The organism is Luteibacter sp. P4_D7_3 (assembly GCF_056401735.1).
The window spans coordinates 1-26,261 of sequence record NZ_JBFUIT010000024.1 but is presented as its reverse complement, the minus strand read 5'-3'; the positions used below and the strand labels follow the sequence as shown (position 1 = coordinate 26,261).

Below are 26,261 nucleotides of genomic sequence, written 5' to 3'. Positions count from 1 at the left end.
GGATGCCGTTGTTTGCCACGATTCCCACGGGGTAGCCGTGGATGTGGGCGAAGCCGGTGACCAGCGTCTTGCCGTAGCGTGCCTTGAATTCGTGGAACTCGGAATCGTCGACCACACGCGCGATGACTTCGCGGATATCGAAGGGGCGGCGCGTGTCCTCGGGAATCACGCCGTAGAGTTCTTCGGCGGAAAAGCGCGGTTCCAGCGGTGGGCGCACGGCGAGCGGCATTTTCTTGATGCGATTGAGCGAGCCGACGATATCGCGGGCGATGGCCAGCGCATGTGTATCGTTCTCGGCGAAATGATCGGCCACCCCGGAGATGGACGTATGCACATCCGCTCCGCCGAGGGCTTCGGCGTCGACGACTTCGCCCGTCGCCGCCTTCACCAAGGGCGGGCCGCCGAGGAAGATCGTGCCCTGTTCGCGCACGATGATGGTTTCGTCACTCATGGCAGGCACGTAGGCGCCGCCGGCGGTGCACGAGCCCATCACCACGGCGATCTGCGCGATACCCTGCGCGCTCATGCGTGCCTGGTTGTAGAAAATGCGGCCGAAGTGCTCGCGATCCGGGAAAACTTCGTCCTGCAAGGGCAAGAAGGCGCCGCCGGAATCCACCAGATACACGCAGGGAAGGCGATTCTCCATCGCGACTTCCTGTGCACGCAGGTGCTTCTTCACCGTCATCGGGAAATACGTGCCACCTTTTACCGTCGCATCGTTGGCGAGCACCACCACTTCCTGACCCATGACGCGACCGATGCCCGCGATCACGCCCGCGGAAGGCGCAGCATTGTCGTACATGCCGTGCGCGGCGAGCGGTGCGATTTCGAGGAAGGGCGAGCCGGGATCGAGCAGGGCGCGGATGCGCTCCCGCGGCAGCAGCTTGCCGCGTGCGACATGCTTCTCGCGTGCCTTGGCGCCGCCACCTTCTGCCGTTCGCCGGAGTGTTTCGCGCAGGTCGTCAGTCAATGCGCGCAGCTTCAGGCTGGCAGCCTGGAAGTCGGCGGAGCGGGGGTCGATCTGCGATTCGAGAATGGGCATGGGGGCGTTCGCGCGGGGACGAAACGACCATGATAGCGGGGTGTCGCCATCCGAAAACGCTGCGGCGCGCCAATCGCTAAAAAGAAACGGCCACCCGAAGGTGGCCGTCGTCCCAGCAAATAAACCCGAGGGCTTACTTCTTGGTGGAGCTGTCGTCCTTCGCGCTCTTGGCGTTGGAAGCGGCATCCTTGGCCTGGTCAGCCGACTTGTCGGCCTGGTCGGCAGCATTGGACGCAGCGTCCTTCGCGGCTTCCGGCGTACCGCCGGCGGTCGAAGCAGAAGCGGCGGCCTGCGCCTGGCCGGCAGCGTCCTTGGCCTGATCGGCGGACTGCTGAGCCTGATCGGCGGCCTGCGTGGTCGCGGCGTTCTGCGACTGGTCGGCGGCCTGYTGTGCCTTGTCAGCCTGCTGCTGTGCATCCGCAGCCGACTTCTGGGCGTCCTGCGCGGAATCCGTCGCGCCGTTGCTGCAAGCTGCCAAAAGCGCGACGAGCGCAGAGGCGAGAAGGGTACGCGTCAAATTCATTGTGTTTCTCCTTAGCCGTAGAATGCCGTTAGGCGGGCTCATTAATAGCTTAGTTGTCATGACTTAGCTACAGATCGAAGGGGCATGCTTCAGGGCGCATTAAAACCTATGGAAAGGGCGTGATCGTTACAAGAAAACGCCCATCCGGTTTCATCGACGTCAGGTTCACACCAATTCGATGGCGATCGCCGTGGCCTCGCCGCCGCCGATACAAAGGGCTGCGACACCCCTTTTTGCCCCACGGGCTGTCAACGCATTGAGAAGAGTCACGACGATACGCGCACCGCTGGCGCCGATCGGATGGCCCAGCGCACACGCGCCGCCGTTGACGTTGATCTTCTCGTGCGGCACGCCGAGCTCACGCATGACCGCCATCGGCACGACGGCAAAGGCTTCGTTGATCTCGAAGAGGTCCACGTCTTCGGCCTTCCAGCCCGCCTTTTCAAGCACTTTCGAAATGGCGCCCACCGGTGCGGTCGTGAACCACTCCGGTTCCTGCGAATGCGTGGCGTGCGCGACGATACGCGCCAGTGCGGTAATGCCGCGGGCCTTCGCATCGTCGGCGTCGAGCAGCACCAGCGCGGCGGCACCATCGGAGATGCTGGACGAGCTGGCTGCCGTAATCGTGCCGTTTTCCTTGCGGAATGCAGCGCGCAGGGTCGGGATCTTCGCGGTGTCCGAACGGCCCGGCTGTTCGTCTTCGGCAAAGTCCTGCGGACCCTTGCGACCCTGGACGGTCACCGGGACGATCTCGTTGGCGAACGCATTTGCCTTCTGTGCGGCCTGCGCGCGTTCCACCGAGGCGATCGCGTATGCGTCCTGCTCTTCGCGGGTGAAGGTGTATTTATCCGCGCACTTCTCGCCGAACACGCCCATGGACTGGCCATCGTACGGATTGGTCAGGCCGTCCCAGGCCATGTGGTCGACCAGCTGGCCGTCGCCGTAACGGATGCCGGTACGCGCGTTGACCATGTGCGGCGCGTTGGTCATCGACTCCATGCCGCCGGCAACGACGACCTTCGCCGAGCCGACCTTGATCAGGTCGTGGGCGAGCATGAGTGCCTTCATGCCGGAGCCGCAGACCTTGTTGATGGTCGTGCAGCCGGCCGAAACGGGCAGGCCGGCTTCGAGCGACGCCTGGCGAGCCGGGGCCTGGCCGAGATTGGCGGGCAGCACGCAGCCCATGATCACTTCGCTCACGTCGGCCGGGGCGATGCCGGACTGCTCAAGGGCGGCGCGGATGGCGGTGGCACCGAGCTTCGGCGTGGGGACGCCGGTGAACTGGCCAAGGAAGGAACCGATGGCGGTGCGCTTGGCGCCCGCGATGACGATCTCAGACATGGGAACTCCGTGGGACTCGCATGGCCGCCCGGGAGGGCGGAAAACCTGTCGAGTATCGCAGCGGGGGCCGTGGCGGGGCAATCTGCGCCGCGGCATGGGGTGTGCGCCGCAGCACGGCAAGGGCCGGGCGGGTGTGCGAATATCCGGTCCAGGTGCGCCGCCAGGGGACTTGGCCGCGCGACATTGATGTCGAACCGAGGGGCTAAACGTGAATCAGCGGAACTTCCCGTGTCAGCGCGAGCTGGCGTTTGCCGTGTGTCTCAGCCTGGGCGTGGCGGCCTGCGGTGGCGGGGGCGGGTCGAAAACCGGTGGCACGGGCGTGGTGGTAGCGCCGCCCCCACCTACCCAGCCTACGCAACCGACCCAGCCGACCCAGCCGAATCCGCCGATCGATGCCCAGCTCGCGTTCACCAACGTCACGGCCGCCCACGCGGCCGGGTTCACCGGTGCGGGCGTGGTCATCGGCATCATCGACAGCGGCGTGACCCGCTCGCAGCCGGCACTCGCCGGGCGCGTCACGGCCGACCCGAACACCTACATCGACCCCAGTACTAACAATCTGAGCGTGGACGATGTGGTCGGTCACGGTACCGCCGTGGCGGAAATTGCCGCTGGGCGGCCGTTTGGCAGCTTCGTTGGTGGTGTCGCGCCCGACGCTACCCTCATTTCGGCGCGCATCATCGCGGACAAGGCGCCCACCGACGACGGCTCCGGGCAGGGCAACGAGGCGACCAGCTCCGACCCGTTGGGCAAGGTCAATGCCGACGTCATCGCCGCAGGTGCGAGGGTGCTGAACAACTCCTGGGGCGGCGTCTACTGGAACGCCACCGACACGGTCGCGACGAAAAGCTTTCACGACGCGTACGCGCCGTTCACCGCAGGGCACCTGTTCGTTTTCGCGGCGGGCAACAGTGGTGATGCCAATCCGTCCACGGTGGCGGCCCTGCCGTCGCGCGCCCCGGACCTCGAGGCCGGCTGGCTGACCGTCGTCGCGCTGGATAGCAATAATCCTACTCAGATCGCCACCTATTCGAACCGTTGTGGCGTGGCAATGAACTACTGCCTCGCAGCGCCTGGCGACGTAATCACGACGTCGGCCACGTCCACCGCGTCCAATATCTCCTATCAGGTGTGGTCAGGCACCTCGCTGGCCGCTCCGCAGGTCTCCGGTGCTGCCGCGGTAGTGATGCAGGCTTTCCCGGCGCTGGGAGTCAATGCGATTCGCCAGATCATCCTCGGCACGGCCGATGACCTCGGCACCGCCGGTCCCGATGCCATCTACGGCTATGGCCGCCTCAACGTCGGCCGGGCGATCCGTGGCCCGGCGACATTCGATTGGGGCGACTTCGATGCCGCGACTGCAGCCGGCCATGACGCCGCGTTTCTAAATGACATAAAAGGTGCCGGTGGCCTCAATGTTTCGGGCAATGGCAAGCTCACGCTGTCGGGTACCAACACCTACGCGGGCGTGACAAAGGTGGGCGGCTCCGCCTCGTTGGAATCGATGCACGACGTGCCGGGTGCCGTGAACATCGGCGCAAACGCTGCCCTGATCGCTCACGCCAACATCGGTGGCAGCGTCACCAACGCGGGCGTGTTCCTGGCGGACACCGCGTCGACGCATATCACGGGTAACTTCACGCAGTCGGCAACGGGCATTCTTTGGCAGAGCCTGGGTGCGCCGCTGGTGGTCAGCGGCAACGCGTCGCTGGCCGGTTCCCTGGTCATCTCCGGTGCGGTTTCCGGTTATGTCGTCACATCACATCAGCAGCTGATAACGGCCAGTTCGATTACCGGCACCCTGGGACTAGCCCCCGCAGGCGGTGTCTTCCTCGGGACGAGCCTGCAGTATCTGCCCAACGAGGTGTGGATCGACACGAGGCAGCTCAGCATTACCCTGCTAGCGACGAAGAGCATGTCGCAATCGGTAGCCGCGGTGAATTCGGCGCAGCGCCTCGACGGCGCCTTCGCCCAGATCAACGCGAGCCTCGCCACCGGTTCGCCGACCGCCGAGTCGGTGAACGAGCGTACGCTGATCGCCGCTGGGAGCATCCAACAGTCGTCCACCCAACAGGTGGCGCAGGCGTCATTGGAGTCGCTTTCGGGCCAGCTGTATGCTGCCAGCACGGCCGTGACTCTGGCAGGCATCGACGCAGGCAACGATGCATTGATCAATCATCTCGACGCCCAGGGGCCTACCGGTGCCTGGACACAGTCGCTTGGCTCCCAGGGAGGGCTCAGCCGTTCGGGCTTTGGCAACGTCGGCTTCAACATCGGTGGCACGCTTATCGGCAACGACGTGAAGCTCGGCAACAACGGCTTCGCCGGCGTCGCCGTCAGCCAGATGCGCAGCACGGGACAGTTGTCCGGCAGCCTGGATCGCCAGACCAATCGCGCCACGGAAGGCATGCTGTATGCCGGCTCGCGTGGCGCGAATTGGTACGGCGTCGGCCGCTTCGGCTTCGGCAGCTTCCATGGCGATACCCAGCGCCTCCTTCGTCTGGGCGACCAGGGAACCTTCGCGGGTGCGGACAATACCGGCCACTACAACGTCGCCTATGGCGAATTCGGCTACCGCACGAACGTCGGCGCCTTCACGCTCACGCCGTACGCGAACGCGCAGTTCGCCAGCATCCGTCGCGATGGATTCGATGAAGCGGGTGGCGACGGTTTCGGCCTTGCAGCCAACGGCCAGACCACCTCGCGTTGGCAGGCCGGCTTCGGCCTGCGTGCGGGCAGCTCGTGGCTCACCTCGTACGGCAAGCTGCGTATCGACGCCAAGCTCGGCTGGCAGAACGCGTTCGCGACGAAGGGCGAAGTGTTCTCGGCTCGCTACAACGGCATTGCGCAGTGGGCACCGGTGGAAGGCATCGGCCTGTCGCGTCGAGCCGGCACGGCGGGCTTTACGATGGGCCTGGACTTGAGCGAGCGCTCACAGTTCGGCATGGATGTGGAGCAACGCTTCGCCGATCGCGACCACTCGCATTCGGCAACCCTAAGCTACCGCCTCGCCTGGTAACCGCCCGCTATCTGTAGGCGCCGAGTCATCGGCGATGCACTAAGGCATCGCCGCCTACAGACAACYCRAWGTTGTTTTGMTACGGTCATCTCGTTGCCTGCGTCGTCGCTAACCGTGCCACGCAGGCAACCATTCCGCTTGATCCGTTAGAACGACGGCACGTTGCTTCGTGCGCGCGCCGCACCTGGGACAGCGGTGGCATAAGCAAGGAACAGTGATGCCTGTTACGAATGAACACGGCACGGTTCGCCGTGCGCGCTATTACGCCGATCCCGATGCATCGTCGCATGAGCTTCTCAACAACGCGGCGGAGCTGCTGCAGTACGCGCGGGGGCTTACAGAGTCGCTCGCGGAATTCGTGCATGAGTCGGATACCGTCGATTGCCGGCGCATGGCGTTGTCGCTGGATGCGGTCGCGGCGCTTACGCAGATGGGGGCGCATTGCGCGGCCGAGGCGCATGCGCGGCTTGCGTGGGAGAGCGGGCAGGTATCGGGGAACGCATCTGGGGCGCATTGATGCTTGCCTCAAAGAAGCCCGGAGTTCGTCTCACCGATGAGGGGGTGATGAGGATAGACTCGGCCCCGAATTCAAGGATAGGAAGAAATAAGACATGGTGAACCTGCGTATATTCTCATTGGGCATCCTTACGACGCTCGTCGGATCGCCGGCTATGTCGATGCCGCCGGAACCTCCGCCGACCGCTCCCGTGGAGGTAGTTGGCGCCGCGCCACAGGGGACGCATTTGCTCGCCTTCAAGACCAGTGGCGTTCAAGCTGGTGCAAACGCGGTTGCCGTGTTTGAGGGGGAGCCGGATAAGGAAGGCGTGGCGCACCGCGATCTCATCATTTTCGGCAAGAGGAACGGCAAGTTCGTTCCGGAAGTGACGAGCGATAAGCTAGTCGCCTGCTCGAAATGCACTCAGTTTCACGACGACGCGTTTGACATCAATGATGTAAAGGTCAGTCCGGGTCAAGTCCGCATCGTGCAGATGGACGGTGGCGAGAAGCCAACCACCACAATTGTTGAATTAGCGAAGGAGTCCGGCGTATGGCACGTCCGCTCGGCGAGTCGGCATGTTGTCGATATGGGGAGGTTTGAAGAACGTACAGTTCTTCTTCCYTTGCCAAAATCCGGGCTCGCGGCAGACATGGATGCGCAATGGAGTGTTCCGGTATATCTGAATACGCTGATGGTTAATAAAAACAGCGGTAAGTTCTGGTTCTTGCATGATGGCGGGTCGCCCGAGGCCGTGTGGAAGAGCATGGACGGTCGTTGCGGCAAGCAGGACTGCACGATTCTCGTCCAGCAGCAGGACGGCTGCATCTCCCTCGTTCGCGATGAGTCGTCTCGATGGTTCAGTGGCGCGAACGCGAATCACAAAGATAAAAAACAAGCAGTATTCGAGGCGATGAACGCCTGCAATGCAGCCGGCGCAATGAACTGCAAGGAAGTCGAGACTCAGTGTAGGCGTGGAATCTAACGGCCTGGCGGCCAAAGCAAGGAAGATATATGGATGTTCTGTCGGATAAGAAAGTGACGCGTCTCGTTGCAAGCCAAGGTAAGACACGCGTTTATGAGATGGAGGACAGTACCTGGGTGACGGCGCAGGAAGGGACTGTTTCGTGGCGGAACAATAATCCTGGCAATCTCAAATTTGAGTTCAGTGGAAGTGCGGACTCTACAGTGCATAACGGCCGCACGAAGGAAAAGGCGCTGGAAAGAGCGCAGGAACGTTACGACGGCGTCGTTGACCTTGATCATTGGGGTAATGCCGTTTTTGAGAGTTACGAAGCTGGTCGCGAGGCCCAAAAGCAGCTTATCTCCGACCGGTTCGCCGACAACACAGTCGATGAACTAGTGAAAGGTTATTCAAAAGCGGACTACAGTGGCGCGACGCATCACGCCAGCCAGGCGAATACCATTTATGCCACGGCGGCGGCCGAAGGCTATGACCTTCACGGCAAGAAGGTTGTTGATATGACCCCAGAAGAGCGCAATGCCTTAGTTGACGGTATCGCGCGTGCCGAGGCCTGGAAGCCGGGCACTAAGAATCAAACCCCGCCACTCACCAACGAGCAGTTGACGGAAGCATTGCACGCACGTCCCCAGCAGGCGGCAGCAGCCCAATCGCCCGCTCATCCGAATGTGCACCGCCAGGGCGATCGAGGTGAGGCAGTCGGTGCATTGCAGTCGGACCTGGCTGCCCTCGGCTACACCGGCCGCGACGGCAGTCCCATCCACGCCGACCAGCGCTTCGGGCCGCAGACCCGGGAAGCGGTCGAGGCTTTCCAGCAAGCCCGCGGCCTGCGAGCGGATGGTGTGGTGGGTCCAGCGACGCTCACTGCGCTTTCGGAAGCAAGGTCGCAGGCTCAGGCGGCAGCCCTTCAGGCGCCGGTGCCCGACATGCTCGATGCACGCCACCCTGCCCATGGCATCTACGTCCAGGCTTATTCCTGCGTCGCGAAGATCGATGAGGATCAGGGGCGCGCGCCGGGTCCTCATACGCAGGCGTTTGCCGGCAGTCTGACATCGGCAGCCACGATGGCAGGGTTCAACCGCATCGACCACGTTGCCTTATCGGACGACGCCAACCGCGGGTACGCCATTCAGGGCGATCTGAATTCACCCTTCAAGCGCTACGTCGAGGTTGACGTTATGCAGGCCGTCCAGACACCACTGGCGCAAAGCAGCCAGGAAGCCGCGGTAAACGTGCAGAACAACGAACAACAACAGGCTCACGTTCAACAGCAGGTGCAGGCCCAGCAGCAGGCGCCCGAGCCGGTTCAGTCGGCTGGGCCTTCGATGGTGCGGTGATTGGGGTATCGCCGCTGAAGCGGCTCCCACAATGAGCCGCACAAAAAAAAGGCCGCCCCACACCTTCGTGTGGGAGCGGCCCATGTCGCAAAACGGGAGCTGTGCCTGTTAAGACTTGCCGTGGAACAGCTCGCGTCCGATGAGCATGCGACGAATTTCGTTGGTGCCCGCACCGATTTCGTAGAGCTTCGCATCGCGCAACAGGCGTCCTGCGGGGAACTCGTTGATGTAACCGTTTCCGCCCAGGGACTGGATCGCTTCCAGGGCAACCTTCACTGCATTGGTCGACGCATTGAGCAGGCACGCGGCCGGATCGATGCGCGACTTCACGCCGTTGTCGAACTGCTGGGCCACCATATACGCGAAGCCGCGTGAAGATTGCAGCGCGGTGTACATATCGGCCACCTTGGCCTGCATCATGCCGAACGTGCCGATGGGGGCGTTGAACTGCTTGCGCTCGCGCACGTACGGCAGCACGAGGTCCACGGCGGCCTGCATGATGCCGATCGGGCCGCCGGAAAGCACGAGGCGCTCCGTGTCCAGGCCGCCCATCAGCACGCGCACGCCTTCGTTCACTTCGCCGACGATGTTCTCGGCTGGGATCTCGCAGTTGTCGAAGACCAGCTCACAGGTGTTCGAGCCGCGCATGCCGAGCTTGTCGAGCTTCTKCGCGGTGGAGAAACCCTTCATGCCCTTCTCGATGATGAAGGCGGTCATGCAGCGGCTGCCGGCGGGACGGGGCGCCGTGCGCATGTAGACCAGCAGCACGTCGGCGTCGGGGCCGTTGGTGATCCACATCTTCGTGCCGTTGGCGACCCACACGTCGCCGACCAGTTCGGCGCGGCAGCTCATCGAGCCGACCACGTCGGAGCCGGCGCCCGGCTCGCTCATCGCCAGCGCGCCCACCCACTCGCCGCTGGTGAGCTTGGGCAGGTACTTGCGGCGCTGCGCGTCGTTGCCGTTGTGGTAGATGTTCTGCACGCACAGGTTGGAGTGCGCGCCATAGGAAAGACCGACCGATGCCGAGGCACGGGAAATCTCTTCCATCGCGACCATATGGGCGAGGAAGCCGAGGCCGGAGCCGCCGAATTCCTCAGGCACGGTCACGCCGAGCAGGCCCATCTCGCCGAACTTTAGCCAGAGGTCTTCCGGGAAGACGTTTTCGCGGTCGATACGATCGGCGCGGGGGGCGATTTCCTTCTCGGCGAAGGCGTGGACGCTTTCGCGCAGGAGGTCGAGGTCTTCACCGAGGGAAAACGGGCGCATGCGTGCAACTCCGGGGGGGGGGATACGGGGGAAAAAGCATCCCATCGTAACGCGCCGGGCGCTCCAGTCCACGGCGCGACGCAGCAATCAGGCCGGCGGAAGGGCCGCGATACGGTCGTGAACGCGGATCAGCAGGAGGCACTGGCGGTCCACCAGACGCACGGCTTCAGGGGCCCCCGCGACACGTAGCGATGTCCCCACGAGCAGGGCCGGGGTGCCCAGCGGCGACGCCGTGGAGCCTGCGCGCACGTGTTCGGCCAGGGCGTCGAGGCCGTGAGCGATGCGTTGGGCCAGTTCCTCGACGGCGGCGGCATCGGCCGGCACCAGGGCCTGCCGATGCACGCCCAGCGTCGACAGGTGGGCGAGCCCGGCCTGCAGGGCGGTGAGCAGGCGAAGCGCGCGTTCGCCGCGTTCTTGCGGATGACCGGGTTCGGCAAGCAACTCGGTCACGTTGCCGGCCACCGCCGCCTGGGCGGCGTGCGCGTCGCGACGGGCGACGCGATAGGGCAGGTCGTCGGACTTGCCGTTGCGGTATTGCATGGCGATGCGCTGCAGGTAGCGCCCGTAGGCCAGCAAGGCGTCGGCCACCACCTCTTCAAGGCGGCGTACGCGCCAGTCGGGCAGGACGAAGCGGATGGCCACGGCGGCGACGATAGCGCCCAGCAGGGTATCCAGCAGGCGCGGGCCGATGGCGTCGTAGCCCGCGCCGACGCGATCGAAGCAGAGCAGGACGAACAGCGTGATCACGGCGGTGGCCAGGGCGTAACGTCGCAAGCGGAAGGCGAAGAAGCCGGCACCGGTCGCGACGAGTACCGGCAGGCGCCAGTCTCCCCCGGGCAGCAGGCGAAGCATGGCCCAGCCGGCCACAAGTCCCACGGTGGTGCCGATCACGCGCTGGACGAGTCGACGGCGGGTGCTGCCGTAGCTGGGTTGGCAGACGAAGAGTGTGGTCAGCAGGATCCAGTAACCGTGGGTGGGGTGCAGCGCGAGCATGAGCAGGTATCCACCGAGCATTCCGGCGCCAAGGCGTACGGCATGACGGAAGTGCATCGAGCGCCGGTTGAGCCGGATGCGCACGCGGGCGATGGCGTCTTTCAATGACGACGGCTCGTTGCTTTGCAGCGAGGTGTCCATGTCCTGCGGCAGGTTGCCTTCGTCTTCGATGGCCGCTTGCAAGCGTTCCATGTTGTCCATCAAGGCGGAGAGCGCGTCGTCGACGGCCTCATCGGGCGGATCGCTGCGGCGGCGGTAGGCGATGGCTTCGCGGAGGTCGTCGAGTGCGGCTCGTGGTAGCGCGATGGAGCCGAGCGGCGCGATACGTCGTATGGCGTCGGCTCGCTCGCGACAGGCAATGGCCTGCAGTCGCAGCAGGCGGCCGAATCGAAACATCAGGTCGCTGTGGTAGAGCGCGTCCGCGAGTTCATCATAGGGATAGTGCGAGGAGCTGATGCGTTCGTGGATGTCCTGGGCGACGAAGAACATCGCCAGCCGTGCCGCGCTGCGTCCCCGCGGTTGGCGCCGGCCGATACGGTCGATCAAGGCGGTGCGCGCACCGGTCAGGGCTTCGACGGTGCGCAGGTTGCGTTTTGAAAACGCGATGTCGAGTGCGTCGCGGTCGAGGCCGTGCACCGGTTCGAACAGCGCCGCCTTGGCTTCGACGAGCGCGGCGAGCGACTCGAACAGGCGCGCCAGTGAGTGGCGCACGGCACGTTGTGGCGCGAGCGCGCTCCATATCAGCGAGAGCAGGCCGTACCACGCGGCACCGGCGAGGATCGCCAGCGTGCCTTCGTTGCCTGTGCCGGCCGCGGCGGCATCGGAGGCGATCATGGTGTAGACCGAAAGGATGAGCGTCGCCGTCGCGATCGTGGCGTAGCGCCCGCTGGCGGCGCCAAGCATCACGAGGATGAAGGTACCCAGTGGCAGGGCGATGGCGAAGAGGACGGGTTGGCCGATCAGGGCCTTTACCCCGGCGGCGGCAGCGGCGAAGCAGAGCAGGGTGACCACGAGGCCGCGCAGCCGACCGCGCCAGGCGTCGTCGGTCTCGGCAAGGGCGCAGGCGATGGCGCCGAGCAGGGCGGGGACGATGGCGCTGGCGGGGCCGATGAGGGTGCACCAGGCGGTGATGCCCGATAGCGCGAGGAAGGTGCGCAGGACGTCGGCGAAGCGGTCGGATTCGGCGAGGTGGCGTAGGGAGGGCATGGCCTTACTTTAGCGTTACTGCGTCGTCGCGCTGTAGCGATCGCCGATGAATCGGCTCCTACACGAGCATGTCAACAAAGGCCGCCGTTCACCGCAAGCACCTGCCGCGTGATGTAACCCGCCTCAGGACTGACCAGAAACCGCACGGCCGCCGCCACTTCTTCCGGCGTGCCGGTGCGTTCCATCGGGATGACTTTCAGGATCTGTTCGACCGGCACATCGGGGTCGAGCATGTCCGTGTCGATCAGCCCCGGTGCCACGCAGTTCACCGTGATCTTGCGCTTGGCAAGCTCCACGGCGAGTGCCTTGGCTGCGCCGATGACGCCGGCCTTCGACGCGCTGTAATTCACCTGCCCGCGGTTACCGATCATGCCGGAGACCGACGTGATGCAGACGATGCGTCCCGCTTTGCGGCGGCGGATCATCGGCATCACCAGCGGGTGAAGCACGTTGTAAAACCCGTCGAGGTTGGTTCGCAGTACCTGATCCCAATCCTCGGAGGTGAGGCCCGGAAAGGCGCCGTCGCGCGTGAGGCCCGCATTGCAGACCACACCGTAGTACGCGCCGTGCTCTCCAACATCGGCCTCGAGCGCAGCGGCCGACGCGGCGCGGTCGGCGATATCGAACTGGATGACGCGTGCCGTGCGACCTTTGGCGACGATCTCGGCGAGGACGGCGTCGGCTTCGTCGCGGCGAGAGCGGCAGTGGACGACGATGTCATAGCCGGCGTCGGCGAGATTCAGCGCGATGGCGCGGCCGATGCCGCGGCTGGAGCCGGTGACGAGGACGGTATCGTTCATGGCGCGGTTCCCTTGGAATCGAGAGTGTTGCGTGGATCGAGGAAAGGCGTCGGGTCGGGCGGACTGAACACCGTCAGGCGTGCCTCGGCGTGCACGCCCGTCGTATCGATGCGACAGCTGAAGGCGGCCATGCCGTCGTCGTCATGGAAGGTTCGGACGGCTTCGATGAGAAGCTTGGCTCCCGGCGGAAACATGTCGGCATCGACCCTGTAACTGCGTGTGCCCAGCAGGAAGCCCGGGCGGATCTCACCCCCCGCGGCGAGCACCTGGCAGCCGTTCCACGCCGCGATAGCCTGCGCCATCAGCTCGATGCCGGCCCAGCCGGGCAGACCACCGGATTCGATGAAGGCATCGCCGCGGCGGATGGCACGCTCGCAGACGATGCGTTCGGGATCCCATTCCACCACGCGATCGAGCAGGATCATGCGACCCGCGTGTGTGAGCAGTTGTTCGATGGGCCACAGGGTCATGGTGCGTTCGCCAGGATCAGGCTCGCGTTGTTTCCGCCGAACGCGAAGGAGTTGCTCATGAGGTAACGGCGGCCGGGTGGGAGGCGACTGTCGCCATCGGTAAAGGCCAGCGGCGGCAGCGACGGGTCGGCCTCGCCATCCCACACGTGCGGTGGCAGGCGCCGCTGCGGGTCGGTGAGGGCCAGCCAGCAGAAGGCGGCCTCGAGCGCGCCGGCAGCACCCAGCGTGTGGCCGGTGAGTGCCTTGGTCGACGAGCAGGGTACGGGGCGGCCGAACGTCGCCGCGACTGCGCGGCTCTCCATTGCGTCGTTGTGTTCGGTGGCCGTGCCGTGCAGGTTCACGTAGTCGATCATGCCCGGCGCCAGGCCGGCTGACGACAAGGCCCTTGCCATGGCGTCGCTGGCACCGCGACCTTCCGGATCCGGCGAGGACATGTGGTAGGCGTCCGAGCTTGCGCCGCCGCCGAGAAAAGCGACGGGCGCATGGTCGCGCGTCATCATGAAGAGAGCGGCCGCCTCACCGATGTTGATGCCATCGCGACGCCGCGAGAACGGCTGGCAACGGGCCGCGGCCATGGCTTCGAGCGAATGGAAGCCATTCGTCGCCAGGCGGCACAGCGTGTCCGCGCCGCCGCAGATCACGGCATCGCACAGGCCTGTCTTCAGCAGGCGTGCCGCGCTGAGCAGGGCGCGGGCACCCGAGGTGCATGCGGTGGAAATGCCGTAGGCAGGGCCGGCAATACCCAGCCACTCGGCAAGAAAGGCGGCCGGCGCACCGAGTTCCTGATCCGCATACTGGTAATGCGCCGGCCAGCTGCCGGTCTGGCCGAGCGCGGCAATGCTGCCCGTCGCCTCCTCGATGCCGGTCGTGCTGGTACCAATGACGATACCGACCCTTTCGGCACCGAAGCGCAGGACGGCAGCGCGGAGCTCCGCTTCGATTTCCTGCGCGGCGAGCATCAGCAGGCGGTTGTTACGCGTATCCCGGTGTAAGAGTTCGGCGGAAAGCGCCGGCAATGCCGCGGAGACATGGCCGAGGCGTAGCGTGTGTTCGGGTACCCATCCGCCCAGGTCTTGCAGTCCATGCCCGGCAGCGTCGAACATCGCTTCGGCCACCGCCTGCTTTCCCACACCGAGCGAGCACACGACGCCGAGGACATTCAGGTAGGTCGTCATGTCGTCAGCCCGGCTTGCGCGCGGCGACGTTGACCAGGGTTTCCTCGCGCTTGCCCACCGGCGGGGCGGCCTTGAGGCCCCAACGTTCCAGCAGGCCGAAATCCTTCGCACGGCTCCACCACAAGTAGGGCAGGGATACCTGTGCCTGGGTGAATACGAAACCGCGCCCACGAAGCATGGCCAGATATTCGTCGGCGCTCTTCTGGACATGCATCGGATGACGGAAGAACCAGCGGATCACCCAGGAGTCGATGTACGCCTTGGTGGACTCGGCGAACAGCAGCAGTCCGCCCGGCTTGAGCACGCGCCAGAACTCGTCCAGAGCGCGTTCCTGTTCGACCAGGTGATGGAATGTCTGGTGGCAGAACACGGTATCCACGCTGGCGTCGGCCAGGTCGATACGCGCGCAATCGCTCGTGAACAGTTCCACGTCGATGCCCTCACGTGCCGCCTCCGCACGCGACAGCTCGATACTGTGGGGATCCGCGTCCAGGCCGAGCATGCGCGCCGGGGCGAAGACGTCGCGCAGATAGCGAAACGAACGCCCCTGGCCGCAGCCGACATCGAGCAAGGTGCCACCCTGCGGCAGGGGCTCAACCGCCAATCGCTTGAGATCGTTGATGGCCACGCGCAGGACGTGGTGCTGCCAGGTATGGGTGCGCAGGAAGACGAAACCGATCCGGGTTTCCTCCACGTAGGTGGCGCTGGCGTACTTCATCAGTGAGGCGTCCATGGCAATCAGGGCAACGACTGTCGCGCCAGGTGGCGCTCGACATCGTCGATGAAAACGGAAGGTGAGACCAGCTGCATCTCGCCATCGGTGAGCCTGACCGCGACCTGGATCGTGCTGGCGCGGGTCAGTCGCTCGTGGGTGGCGGCGTCGCTGAGGGTGTAGTGGATCTTCAGGCGGTTCTGCCATTCGACCAGCTCGGCACGTACGACCAGCTTCTGGCCGAAACGTGCGGCGCGCGCGTAACGCAGCTGCATGTCGATGATCGGCCACGCATAGCCGGTGTCTTTCATGCGCACATAGTCGTGGCCGAGGGCTTCGAGCAGGGCACAGCGTGCGACCTCGAGGTACTTGACGTAATGGCCGTGCCAGACGACTTCCATTGAATCGACATCGAAGAAGGGAACGGTCAACTCCGTGTCGACGGCGAATACACCGTTAGCGCGCATCGTGGGCTCCGTTCGTACCGTGCCAGTACGGGTGGAAGTTGAACCATTGCAAAGGGGCGGCGAGGCAGTGCTGCGCGAGCCATTCGGCGTAACGCGAGACGGCGCCGGCGATCGCGGCACCGCGAGTGGAACGTTCCCACGTGGACGCATCGTCGAAGCGACGCAGGTGGATGGTGTAACGGCCTGCATGCTTGATGCAGCAGACCAGGTTGACCGGGCAGCGCAGCATCGCGGCCATCAACCAGGGGCCCTGAGGAAACGCAGCCGGGGCACCGAGGAAGTCGACGTTCACGCTGCGGCCGCCATGCTCCGGGACACGATCACCGGCGATGGCGACCCATTCGCCGCGCTCGAGGCGTTGCGACAGATCCATCATCGCCACCGTATCGAGGTCACCCACATGCATCAGGCGGAGGCGACGGTCACCGGATTCGCCAAGCAGGCGATTGAAATGCGCCGCATGGGGAAGATGCATCAGCACGTTCAGTGCCACGCCTTCGCCGATCTCGGCCATGGCGCGGCAAACATCGAGATTGCCCAGGTGCGTGCAGACGAGCAGTTGCCCCCGCCCGCCGGAACGAAGCGAGTCGCGCACGCCGTCGGGGTCGTCCATGTCTACCGAGGACAAGCGCAGCTTGCCGCGCCAGACGTCGAAACGATCGAGCATGCAGTCGCCGAAGGCGAGGTATTGCGCGAGCACCGGACGCTGGCGGGGAAACAGGTCGGCGCGACCGCTCCAGGCAGCCAGTCGCCGTTGGTAGTCGCCCACGATGCGCCGCGTAGCGCGACCGGTAACGAAGAAATACAGCACGATGAGGTAAATGACCGGAGCAACGGGCCGCCGCCCGAGCAGGCGCACGGCGACGGACGTGAGCTTCATGCCSAGGAAGCTTCCACGTTCTTTTCGTGACGCCCAGTGCGTCGTCGCGCCTGCGGACTCAGGCATGGGTGCCTTCCAGGCGCAGGTGCGCGGACGAGTAATACGCATCACCGGTGCGATAGGCGAAATGCAGGCGTCCGCGCACGGCGTCGTAGCGCAGCGTTAGTTCCACGCGATCGCCGGGACGCAGCAGGCGCTGGAATTTCAGTCCATCCATGCCGCGACACGTAGTCGGTGTGCCGAGCCGGGGCGCGGCGAGCTCGAGCGCCCAGCCGATCTGGACGACGCCCGGCAGGACCGGCGCGTCCGGAAAGTGATCGGCGAAGCAGGCAAGGTCCAGCGGCAGCTCCAGTTCGATGACATGCGTGTCGCCATCGAGGCGTTCGCCCATCACGCGTGGCGCCGTCGGCAACGCGGCCTGCAGGAGCGCATCCACCCGCGCGGATTCCGGCAAGACGTCGACGAAGCGCCAGACCATGGGCGTCGACAGCGCATCGTCGCCTGCCGCTTGCTGCCCGAGTTCATTGATGAGGCCTGCCCGCCCATGACGCAGCAGCGCCGTGCGTCCGGCAGGTGTGAACGCCACGACCATGCCCGGGCCGAGCTTGCCGGCGTAGCCGCCCGCGGCCGCCGCGACCCAGGGGTGCGAGAGCAGGCGCCCGGCCGCACCGTCCATCGGTGCCTTGTTGATCCGGCGACGCAGGCGCTGGCGCAGCAGCCACTCGCCGAGAAAGAGCACGCCCATCACGGAGTAGGCCAGAATGCCGTTGTAGAACGTCCACCATGAGAGCGGGCCCCACTTGGCCAGCAGGCCGGAGGCAGTGCCGTTGAGCAGGAAAAACACCACCCACACCCAGGTTACCTTGCGCGTGTAGCGCACGGCGACAGGTGGCAGGTCGGGCTCGGTGACACGCGCGATGCGCTCGATCATCGGTGGCCCGAATTTCAGGCTGAGACCGAACGCGGCCAGGAGTAACGCGCAGATCAGGCTGGGGTACCAGCGCAGCAGATCGTCTTCGCCGCCGAATGCGAGCACCGCGCAGTAGATCAGCGTTACGCCGAGCATCCAGCGGCCGCCGGGCTGGCGCCACAGGGCGGGTGCACGCACCAGCCACAGGCCACCGAGGATCAACCCGAAGATCGGCGTGGACACGTGGTCCATGCCGAAGTAGACGATGAAGGGATAGAGCACGCCGACCAGCAGCAGTGCCGCGTCGCTCAGTTTGCGCATGGGGCGCCGTTCGCTTCGACGTAGTGGGCGAGGCTTCGTACCGTCTCGAAGTGGCGTCGGGCGTCACGTGAATCCGAGGCGATCTTCAATCCGTAGCGGTTCTGCAGCGCAAGCGCGAGCTCGAGGGCATCGACCGAATCCAGGCCGAGCCCCTGGCCGAAGAGCGGCTGGTCGACGGCAATGTCGTCCACCTTGAGGTGTTCGAGAGCGAGCGTCTCGATGATGAGTCCGGCGATGTTCCGTTCGAGGTCATTCATGCCTTGAGTTCCCTGGCGTAGAGTTGGTGGAGGTGGGCATTGAGCCGACGCGAGGCTATCGGCGCGGGAGCGGCTTCACTGAAGGCCGCGACGGGAATATCGTCGCCGACCCGGATATGCACGTGCACGCGGCGCTTCGGCACGCTGTACCACGGTTCGGCCTTGGTCAACGTGGTCGGCACGACCGTGATGAAAACCGGGGTGACCGTACGTGCGCCGCGCACGGCAATGGCGGCAGCGCCCCGATGGAAGACGGGATCCTGGCCGGGCGTCGTGCGCGTACCTTCCGGAAAGATGATCAGGGTCTGGCCGTCGCGGAGGACATCGGCCGCCCGGTCGAGCATCTCGGCGCTGCCGTCGTTACTGATGTAGCCGGCGGCCATCACCGGCCCACGCATGCAGGGGTTCTTCCACAGGCTGTGCTTGACCACGCAGTTGGCCTCGGGAACGTGGCCGATCAGGTAGACCACGTCGATTAACGAGGGGTGGTTGGCGACGATCATCTGGCCGGGTTGGCCAAGGCGCTCCACGCCGTCGAAGCGAAACGCGACAGTGCCGGTGCGGTACATGAACTGCGAGTGCAGCCAGAACGCGCGCCCGACCGTTCGCCGGGCACGGCGACGGCGCACCGCTTCGGGTCCAGGCCACGCCAGCACCACAGGGAGTACGACCACGCGCAGCACGATGCCGCCGATGCCGAACAAGGCGAAGCTCAGGGCGGTGCAGACGAAGCGCCAGGCCCAGAAGTCGCCTCGGCGGATCACGGTACCGGTTGCCAGGTCCATCGACGCATCTTCCACGGGTGGTCCAGGATCGCGCCATCGTGCAGTGCGCGGACGAAATGCAGGGCGTGCGGGCCAGGGGCCGACGGTGCGGCCTCTGTATTACCACGAAGCGACAGCCTCCAGCGCGGACCGGCCGCCGTGCCATCGGCCCGTGAGACGCGCAGCGCGACGGCATAGGAAAAGGGGACGTCGTCGATCCAACCGTCATAGGCCACGGCGGGACGCTCTTCGGCGAGCACGACGATGACCGCGGCGGCACCCTCGCCAAGCAGGGCGGCGGCTTCGACGATGGCATGCTCGAACGTGTCGGCTTCCCCCGCGATCGCCACGGATTCGCCGCGCTGCTCGCGCAGGATGGACCACTGCCCGGCAATCGCGTTATGGACCGAAAGACCGAACTGCGTGGGCGACAGGGGTGCCTCGCGGCCAATGTCATCCAGCATGGCGAAGGTGCGGGTGGTCTCGCCGTGTCGCGAAGCATAAACGAAGGGCAGTTGCTCGTCGTCGCCACACATCGGCCACGCGGTGTGCATGACGATGCGCGCCAGGCGGCTGAGGCGCCGGCGCTGCATCGGCGGCACGAAGTCGCAGGAGGGCTGCTCACCGCTATCGACGAGAGGGCGAGGTGCCGCCGACCATGCGGCCCACGCGGCCGGTTCCTCGATGCCGGGCGCCCACGCGCGCCAGCGTTCGATAGCCAGCTCGATCACGTGACTGCCCCGGCATGGCGGCGAAAGACCAGGGCGGCGCAGCTGCCACCGAAGCCAAACGTATTCGACATCACGCTATCCACCGGGATCGCGAGTTCCCCCTCGATCAATGGCGCATCCGCAAAGGCGGCATCACGTCTTGGCGGTGTCGCGCCGCCGAGCAGCACGCCTTTCTCCATCATGGCGATCGACGCGATGGCGTCGAGGGCGCCCGCCGCCGCCGGCGCGTGACCGGTCAGGCCCTTGATCGACGACATGGGTGGCACGGCATGCCTGCGTTCGCCGAATACCCGGCTCAGTGCGTGCCATTCGGCAAGGTCGCCGTGGATGGTCGCGCACGCGTGCGTGTTGATGTAATCGGGCAGGATGCCGGCCAGATCGATAGCCTGGTGCATGGCTTCGGCCATGCCACCCGCCTCGGGACTCACCATGCCGTGGGGATCCGACGCCGCGCCGTAACCCACGAGTTCGGCGAGGATGCGTGCACCGCGCGCGTTCGCATGGTCGAGCGACTCGAGCACCAGCACGCCGGCGCCACCGCCTAGCACGATGCCGTCGCGATCGGCATCGTAAGGGCAGGCTACGCGCTCACCCGCCACGCTTGTCGTCGACAAGGCATTCATCACGTCGAAGCACATCGCCGCCTTGTCGTGCAGCTCCTCGGCGCCGCCGCAGACGACGATTTCCTGCCGCCCGAGCTGGATCAGTTCCATCGCCTGGCCGATAGCGTGCGTCGCACTCGTGCAGGCCGAGCTGATGGTGAAGGCGCGGCCGCCGAAGCCGAAGGCGTGGGTAAGCGTCGCCGCCACCGCACTGCCCATGCTCCGCGGCACGATGAACGGCGACAGTCGCGAGATACCGCGCGCGTGGAACATGTCCAGGCCCGCTTCGTATTCAGAGAGAGCGGCTGAAGCGCCCATGAGGATGCCGACATCGCGCTCGCCGATACGCGCCTCATCGAGTCCGGCTTCCTGCAGCGCTTCGCGGGTAGCGTGCCACGCGTATTCCGCCGCCTGCGGCAGGTAGCGACGCAGCTTGCGGTGCGGCGGTTCGAGCGTGTCGGTATCGGCGGGCGCCGCAACACGGCAGCGCATGCCCAGCGCGGCGAAATCCGGCATATCGCGAAAGCCTGCGCGGCCCGCGCGCAAGCCGTCGAACAGGGCATGGCGGTCCGGCCCGAGGCAGGACACAGCGCCCATGCCGGTGACCACGACGCGCCTCATCAGCCGACTGCCTTGAAGATCAGCGACGTATTGATGCCGCCGAAGGCAAAGTTGTTGTTCATGACGTAGCGGGTGCGGATATCGCGGCCCTCGCCGGTGAGATAGTCCAGCGCGGCGCATTCCGGATCCGGCGTCTCGAGGTTTATCGTCGGCGCGAACCAGCCACCGCGCATCATTTCGATCGCCCACCAGGCTTCGAGCGCACCACAGGCACCGAGCGTGTGGCCCACGTAGCTCTTCATCGAGCTGATGGGAACGCCAGTGCCCAGCACGTCCGCCGTGGCGTGGCTTTCCGCCACGTCACCGCGATCGGTCGCGGTGCCGTGCGCGCTGACGTAGCCGATGGCGTCGGGCGCCAGGTCGGCGTCGGCAAGGGCCATGCGCATGGCGGCGGCCATGGTCCCGCGCGTGGGTTGGGTGATGTGCTGGCCGTCCGAGTTGGTACCGAAGCCGACGATCTCCGCGTAGATGCGCGCGCCTCGGGCCACCGCGTGCTCGTACTCCTCGAGGATCAGCGTCGTCGCTCCTTCGCCGACGACGAGGCCGTCGCGCTTGGCGTCGAACGGGCGCGGCGTCACCTGGGGTGTGTCGTTGCGGGTGCTCGTCGCGAACAGGGTGTCGAACACGGCGGCGCCGGGGCCGGACAGCTCTTCGGCTCCGCCGCACACCATCAGCGTCTGCTTGCCCTGCTGGATCGCTTCGTAGCCGTAACCGATGGCCTGGCTGCCGGAGGTACACGCGCTGGATGTGGTGATGATGCGGCCCTTCAACCCGAAGAACACGCCGACGTTCACCGCCGTCGTGTGCGCCATCATCTGGATGTAGCTGGTCGCGGTCACGCCCTGCATGGAACCGGTTTCGAGCATGCGCCCGATGGTCTTCGCCGGCTCGATGCTGCCGCCCGACGAACCATAGGCGACGCCCATGCGCCCGTCGGTGATCTCGGTGTTGCCGAGCAGGCCGGCGTCGTCGAGGGCGCGCTCGCTCGCGGCAACGGCGAGCTGGGCCACGCGTCCCATCGAGCGCACGTGCTTGCGCGACCACGTCGACGGGATCCTGAAATCGTCGACGGGGCACCCGAGGCGTCCGTTCAGCGCATCGAAGTAATCCCACTCGTGCATGCGACGCACGGCATTGCGGAACTGGCGCAGGCGCGCCTCGATGGTGGTCCAGTCGTCGCCGAGTGGCGTGATGCCGCCCATGCCCGTGACAACGACGCGCTTCATCGCGCGACCTCCGGTAACGTGTTCTGCGTTGTTCATGCGGTTCGATTCTTCGGTGCGGGGACGCTCACCGGCGCGAGTAGCGCAGTGAAGCCGATCCCGAGGAGCAGGGTAAGGCCAAAATGTCGCAGGGCCGGCATCGTGCTGAGCGCGAGCAGGCCGAAGGAGAGCAGGGCGGTGACCGCCGAGAGCAGCACGCCGGCGTAAGCCGCGCCCGGGAGGTGGGCGACGTGTGGTTCGCCTTCGCGCAGGAAGACGGCGTAGTTGGCGCCGACGCCGAGCACCAGCATCAGTGCCATGACGTGGAACAGCGTAAGCGGTTCGCCGAGGTAGCCGAGTGCGGCCACGCTGAGCACGATGCCGGCGGCTGGCGGCAACAGGACGCGCCACGCGGAGCGCAGACCGTAGCGCCAGACGAAGGCGAGGCCGACCAGGGCCAGTGCGCCGCCGAGCCAGACATCCGCATAGCCACGATAACGGCCGAACAGCGCCGTGATGCTCGCCGGCTTGTCGACCAGCGACACGCCGGGCAAACCATCGGACGCGGTGCGGAGCAGGTCCGCATCGTCCTGGCCCTGGGGCACGACGATGCTGCCGACGCCGTGTTTGCCGCCACTCATCCACAGGTAACGGAACGGCGTATAGGCGGGCATGGCCAGCCAGTCGTCGATCGTGAAGGCACGGCCAGGATAAGCGGCTACGAAGCCGGCGCTGCCTTCGGCGCGGAATCCCGCCTGACCCAGCCATTCACTCATGCGTTCGCGTGGTGTAAAAAGCGGCTCGAGTGCCGCGATGTTCGCCGCCTGCCGATGTGCCGAAGGCAGCATGGCGCTGATGCCGGTCCAGCCGCCGAGCTTGCCGTCCGCCACCCAGGTCTGGAGCCGGTCGGTGAGCGCTTCCTCGCGCTGGAGCACTTCTTCCGCGTTGGCACCCTCGACCAGCCAGAACTGACTGCCGCCGCCAAAGCCGGCGACATCGCGGATCGTCGCCGTTTGGGCCTCAAGCGCCTTGGGCGGCGAGATGAGCAGGTGAATATCGTCATCGTGGCCCAGACGCAGCCAGCCTGGAACGGCGACGACACACAGCACCGCGACGCCGAGCAGCGCGCGACGCCCCGAGGCGATGCGCTGCCAGCCGAGTGCGAGCCGAACGAGGGCGGGCGAGAGCGGCGCACGGGCAGGCTTCTGGGCCAGCGCCGGCAGCAACCAGAACACGCTGGCGCAGGCGATGGCCATGCCGGCGATGGCGAAGACAGCCATCTGGCGGAGGAACGGGAACGGGACGACGGCCAGCAGTGAATAGCCAAGCAGGGACGTGGCCAGCGCGAGCAATAGCGCCGGGCGCACCTGTCGCACGCCGCGCTCGGCATGCCAGTCGGCGCCGGCATTCGCACGGGCGCAGAGGTACTGGATCGAATAATCCACCGCTTCGCCGAGCAGCGCCGCCCCGAACACCAGGGTCAGCAGGTGCAGCTGGCCGAACACCAGCACGGTAGTGGCGATGGCGCCGATCACGCCGAGCGCCGTGGAGACAAAGGCGATCAACAGCGGTCGGAGCGATCGGAAGACCAGCAGCAAGAGCAGCGCGATGCCGACGGTGGAAGCGATGCCGACGACATGCGTATCGTGCTCGGCGCCTGCGCGGGCAGACGCCGCATAGAAGATGGCGCCGGTACGCAGGAGCGCAGTACCCGGATGCCTGGCGACCATCGCGGTCTCCGCACGTTCCAGCGTCGCCAGCGCCTGGCGCTGAACGACGTCGTCGTACGACGAGCCCTTCAGCGTGGCGATGACCAGCACGTAGCTGCCATCGTCGCGATGGGCGGTGAGCATGTCGTCCTCGGGCACGAGGGCAGAGCGGTTCCACGGCTGGCGGTCGAGCCAGTGCTGCATCCAGCCGAACGGATCGTCGGTGAGCTTCGCGCCGACATTGGCGCCGAACGGCTGGTTGAGGCGGCGTTTCAGGGCGTCCACCGGGTCGAAGCCCGATGTCGTGAGCGCGGCCCGGTCTTCCGGCGTCAGCAAGTGGAAGCGGAACGGCAGGAAAGGCGTGACCAGTTGGTCGAGGTCGAACGGTGGCAGCTCCGCGATCACGGAGGCGAACACGGGATCCGCGGCCAACGCAGCGCCGAGCTCACGCGCCGCATCCTTGGCCGCGTCGTCGTCCTTGTGGTGGACGAGCAGCACCATGCGATCGCCGCTGGCCCTGGCCAGCCGCTCCACGGCGTCCTCGGCAAGGGGGTGGCGTTCCGTCGCGGGAAGCAACGTGAGTACATCGGTCTGCAAGGGCGACGTGCCCCGGCCGAACAGCAGCCACGCACAAAGCAGGCAGACGACCAGCGACGCGAATGCGAACAGGCCAGCGCGCTGCGTGGTCGAAAGCGACTTCATGGAATGCCGAGCACCTTGGATTCGACCGGCGTGAGCGAGCCGGCATCGCGCGTATTGGCGAAGGTGATGAGCGTGCGCTCGCCACTGGCGAGGTTTACTTCGATCGACTGCAGGAACGCGTCGCCCTTGAGTGTGATGCCGGCAAGCACTTTCGCCACGCGCGCCTGGCGTGGCACGAAGTGCAACGTCCAGTGCTCGGGTGTGCCATCCGCACTGATGGTGAACTGACGGGCGGCATCGTCGGACTTGCCCGCGAGCAGCGACTGCAGCATGCCGGAGACCTGGCTCACGCCACGATTGCCGTCACGGACGCGCTCGAGCTTGCCCTGCGCGTTCAACCGCGACGTATCGCCCGAGGTGAAGACCAGTGTGTCCTCGAACGGATCGCGGGTGTGCCAGACCATGCCGTGGCCGATGACGAAGAGCAGGTCGCCGTGGCTGAGTTGCGGTTCGGCGAGCGCCGGGTTCTCGCGGCTCTGGGTGAATTCGGCGCGGACCTGTGGGTGCTTTGCCAGATGGCCCAGCACGTCGTCGGTCAGGGCAGGCGATTGTGCGTGCGCGGCGAACGCGCAAAGCAGGGCGAAAAAAGTGATAAGTCGACGCATCAGTGGGTCTCGCTCTTGAGCTTGCGAAGAAGGAGGCGCGGCGCACGGGGCAGCATGCCCAGAAGCAGGCGCGTATGCATCGCGGTAATCCGCGCGTTGTCGCGCCACATGCGGAAGTGCGAGAGGCCGTTTTCCGGGTAGATCACGCGTGTCGGCAGGTTACGCACGGGTACGCCCCGCCAGAAAAGGCGCACGGCGATTTCGGTGTCGAAGTCCATGCGGGTCGGCAGCGGCTTTCGCGCGATCTCGGCGCGCGTGGCATCCAGGGGGTAGAGCCGGTAGCCGCACATCGAATCCTGAATGTCGAACGACAACGTCTCGACCCATACGCAGGCATGCGTCAGGTATCGGCCGTAGAGGCGGGCACGGGGTACGGAGTCGTCATAGATGGGACGGCCGCAGACCATGGCGTCCGGCGCGGCTTTCGCTTCGGCGAGAAAGCGCGGCACGTCGGCGGTGTCGTGCTGCCCGTCGRCATCGATCTGCAGGACGTGGCTGTAACCCGCCTCGTGGGCGGCAAGGAAGCCGGCGCTAAGGGCCGCACCCTTGCCACCGTTGGCGGCCAGGCGGATCAGCCGCAGGTCGTCGCGGCCGGCCACCAGGGCGTCGAGGATGTCGCGCGTCGCCGTGTCGGAGCCGTCGTCGACGATCAGAACGGGCAAGCCATGCCCGGCAAGCGCGTTGGCGGTCGCCGCAATGGTCTTGCCATGGTTGTAGATCGGGACAACCGCGCAAGGCGCGAAGGATCGCGCCGCGGGGTCGCGCGGTCCGGGCCTGCCCGCCATCGGTGCCTCAGCGGGCGACGAGGGTCTGCACGGTGGCGACCACGTCGCCCACGGTGCGAACGCTCTTGAAGTCCTCAGGCTTGATCCGGGTGCCGGTCATGTCCTGCACCTGGATCGCCAGATCGATGGCGTCGATGCTGTCCAGTTCGAGGTCGGTAAACAGATTGGCCTCGGGAGTGACCTTTGCGGGGTCGATCTCGAAGGTCTCGTGCAGCACGGACCGCAAACGCGCGAGCACGTCGTCGAAGGTGAAGGTTTCGGCTGGGATCGCGCTCATAAGCTCGGTAAGTCCATTTCATCCTCGAATCGTGGGTGTCACCCTTACAGGCACAAGAGTGACTAC

25 protein-coding genes are annotated in these 26,261 nt (G+C 65.7%); 4 read left to right on the top strand and 21 right to left on the bottom strand.

The features are described 5' to 3' along the window. The 3 genes from AC1DSN_RS04585 to AC1DSN_RS04575 all read right to left on the bottom strand — a co-directional run. Positions 1–1,042: acyl-CoA carboxylase subunit beta (locus AC1DSN_RS04585; protein ID WP_477329745.1), on the bottom strand; the 1,042-nt coding region annotated here is incomplete at its 3' end. Between the two features lie 133 nt (positions 1,043–1,175). Then, on the bottom strand, positions 1,176–1,565 hold the full coding sequence (locus tag AC1DSN_RS04580) for a hypothetical protein (protein WP_213948468.1): 390 nt from the start codon (positions 1,563–1,565) through the stop codon (positions 1,176–1,178). A 165-nt stretch (positions 1,566–1,730) separates the two neighbouring features. Beyond that, positions 1,731–2,906: a thiolase family protein gene (locus AC1DSN_RS04575; protein ID WP_477295367.1), complete on the bottom strand. Its 1,176-nt coding sequence runs from the start codon at positions 2,904–2,906 to the stop codon at positions 1,731–1,733. A gap of 208 nt (positions 2,907–3,114) precedes the next feature. Between AC1DSN_RS04575 and AC1DSN_RS04570 the strand changes: the two genes are divergently transcribed. From AC1DSN_RS04570 to AC1DSN_RS04555, 4 genes are all read left to right on the top strand, one after another. Beyond that, positions 3,115–5,925 carry a S8 family serine peptidase gene (locus tag AC1DSN_RS04570; RefSeq protein ID WP_477329743.1) on the top strand — a complete coding sequence of 937 codons (2,811 nt, stop codon included), beginning with the start codon at positions 3,115–3,117 and terminating at the stop codon, positions 5,923–5,925. A 217-nt stretch (positions 5,926–6,142) separates the two neighbouring features. Then, complete coding sequence (locus AC1DSN_RS04565) at positions 6,143–6,442, top strand: hypothetical protein (protein WP_477295371.1); 300 nt, start codon at positions 6,143–6,145, stop codon at positions 6,440–6,442. 94 nt (positions 6,443–6,536) lie between these two features. Beyond that, positions 6,537–7,406 (top strand): DUF4189 domain-containing protein, encoded by an 870-nt coding sequence (locus AC1DSN_RS04560; protein WP_477295373.1) that lies wholly within the window; start codon positions 6,537–6,539, stop codon positions 7,404–7,406. Positions 7,407–7,435: 29 nt separating this feature from the next. Continuing rightward, positions 7,436–8,740, top strand: a complete 1,305-nt coding sequence (locus AC1DSN_RS04555) for an XVIPCD domain-containing protein (RefSeq protein ID WP_477295375.1) — start codon at positions 7,436–7,438, stop codon at positions 8,738–8,740. Positions 8,741–8,848: 108 nt separating this feature from the next. Here AC1DSN_RS04555 and AC1DSN_RS04550 read toward each other — a convergent pair whose 3' ends face one another. The 18 genes from AC1DSN_RS04550 to AC1DSN_RS04465 form a co-directional block, all read right to left on the bottom strand. After that, positions 8,849–10,006 (bottom strand): isovaleryl-CoA dehydrogenase, encoded by a 1,158-nt coding sequence (locus AC1DSN_RS04550; protein ID WP_477329741.1) that lies wholly within the window; start codon positions 10,004–10,006, stop codon positions 8,849–8,851. 87 nt (positions 10,007–10,093) lie between these two features. After that, positions 10,094–12,205, bottom strand: coding sequence for a YccS family putative transporter (gene yccS / locus AC1DSN_RS04545; protein ID WP_477329739.1), 2,112 nt, complete (start codon positions 12,203–12,205; stop codon positions 10,094–10,096). Between the two features lie 71 nt (positions 12,206–12,276). Continuing rightward, the gene (fabG, locus tag AC1DSN_RS04540; RefSeq protein ID WP_477329737.1) at positions 12,277–13,005 is read right to left on the bottom strand and encodes a 3-oxoacyl-ACP reductase FabG; all 729 of its coding nucleotides are present in this window, start codon (positions 13,003–13,005) and stop codon (positions 12,277–12,279) included. Continuing rightward, a complete protein-coding gene (locus tag AC1DSN_RS04535) occupies positions 13,002–13,475 on the bottom strand; it encodes a hotdog family protein (protein WP_063573232.1) in 474 nt (157 codons plus the stop codon). The genes fabG and AC1DSN_RS04535 overlap by 4 nt, the downstream gene beginning before the upstream one ends. Beyond that, a complete protein-coding gene (locus AC1DSN_RS04530; protein ID WP_477294998.1) occupies positions 13,472–14,650 on the bottom strand; it encodes a beta-ketoacyl-ACP synthase in 1,179 nt (392 codons plus the stop codon). The genes AC1DSN_RS04535 and AC1DSN_RS04530 overlap by 4 nt, the downstream gene beginning before the upstream one ends. A 4-nt stretch (positions 14,651–14,654) precedes the next feature. Next, positions 14,655–15,383 carry a class I SAM-dependent methyltransferase gene (locus AC1DSN_RS04525; RefSeq protein ID WP_477295000.1) on the bottom strand — a complete coding sequence of 243 codons (729 nt, stop codon included), beginning with the start codon at positions 15,381–15,383 and terminating at the stop codon, positions 14,655–14,657. A 5-nt stretch (positions 15,384–15,388) separates the two neighbouring features. Beyond that, complete coding sequence (locus tag AC1DSN_RS04520; RefSeq protein ID WP_063573234.1) at positions 15,389–15,829, bottom strand: acyl-CoA thioesterase; 441 nt, start codon at positions 15,827–15,829, stop codon at positions 15,389–15,391. After that, on the bottom strand, positions 15,819–16,709 hold the full coding sequence (locus AC1DSN_RS04515) for an LpxL/LpxP family acyltransferase (RefSeq protein WP_477329735.1): 891 nt from the start codon (positions 16,707–16,709) through the stop codon (positions 15,819–15,821). Before AC1DSN_RS04515 ends, AC1DSN_RS04520 begins: the two co-directional genes overlap by 11 nt. A gap of 58 nt (positions 16,710–16,767) precedes the next feature. Next, positions 16,768–17,940 carry an ApeI family dehydratase gene (locus tag AC1DSN_RS04510; protein ID WP_477329733.1) on the bottom strand — a complete coding sequence of 391 codons (1,173 nt, stop codon included), beginning with the start codon at positions 17,938–17,940 and terminating at the stop codon, positions 16,768–16,770. Beyond that, a complete protein-coding gene (locus tag AC1DSN_RS04505) occupies positions 17,928–18,197 on the bottom strand; it encodes a phosphopantetheine-binding protein (RefSeq protein ID WP_063572726.1) in 270 nt (89 codons plus the stop codon). Before AC1DSN_RS04505 ends, AC1DSN_RS04510 begins: the two co-directional genes overlap by 13 nt. After that, complete coding sequence (locus AC1DSN_RS04500) at positions 18,194–18,982, bottom strand: lysophospholipid acyltransferase family protein (protein WP_477295007.1); 789 nt, start codon at positions 18,980–18,982, stop codon at positions 18,194–18,196. The genes AC1DSN_RS04505 and AC1DSN_RS04500 overlap by 4 nt, the downstream gene beginning before the upstream one ends. After that, positions 18,958–19,692 (bottom strand): beta-ketoacyl synthase chain length factor, encoded by a 735-nt coding sequence (locus AC1DSN_RS04495; RefSeq protein WP_477295009.1) that lies wholly within the window; start codon positions 19,690–19,692, stop codon positions 18,958–18,960. Before AC1DSN_RS04495 ends, AC1DSN_RS04500 begins: the two co-directional genes overlap by 25 nt. Continuing rightward, the gene (locus AC1DSN_RS04490) at positions 19,689–20,915 is read right to left on the bottom strand and encodes a beta-ketoacyl-[acyl-carrier-protein] synthase family protein (RefSeq protein ID WP_477295011.1); all 1,227 of its coding nucleotides are present in this window, start codon (positions 20,913–20,915) and stop codon (positions 19,689–19,691) included. Before AC1DSN_RS04490 ends, AC1DSN_RS04495 begins: the two co-directional genes overlap by 4 nt. Next, complete coding sequence (locus AC1DSN_RS04485) at positions 20,915–22,141, bottom strand: beta-ketoacyl-ACP synthase (protein WP_477295026.1); 1,227 nt, start codon at positions 22,139–22,141, stop codon at positions 20,915–20,917. The genes AC1DSN_RS04490 and AC1DSN_RS04485 overlap by 1 nt, the downstream gene beginning before the upstream one ends. 32 nt (positions 22,142–22,173) lie before the next feature. Then, positions 22,174–24,528, bottom strand: a complete 2,355-nt coding sequence (locus AC1DSN_RS04480; protein WP_477329731.1) for an MMPL family transporter — start codon at positions 24,526–24,528, stop codon at positions 22,174–22,176. Next, on the bottom strand, positions 24,525–25,133 hold the full coding sequence (locus AC1DSN_RS04475) for a LolA family protein (protein WP_477295015.1): 609 nt from the start codon (positions 25,131–25,133) through the stop codon (positions 24,525–24,527). The genes AC1DSN_RS04480 and AC1DSN_RS04475 overlap by 4 nt, the downstream gene beginning before the upstream one ends. Next, a complete protein-coding gene (locus AC1DSN_RS04470) occupies positions 25,133–25,918 on the bottom strand; it encodes a glycosyltransferase family 2 protein (RefSeq protein ID WP_477329729.1) in 786 nt (261 codons plus the stop codon). The genes AC1DSN_RS04475 and AC1DSN_RS04470 overlap by 1 nt, the downstream gene beginning before the upstream one ends. A gap of 7 nt (positions 25,919–25,925) precedes the next feature. After that, a complete protein-coding gene (locus AC1DSN_RS04465; RefSeq protein WP_063572332.1) occupies positions 25,926–26,195 on the bottom strand; it encodes an acyl carrier protein in 270 nt (89 codons plus the stop codon). Positions 26,196–26,261: the final 66 nt, after the last annotated feature.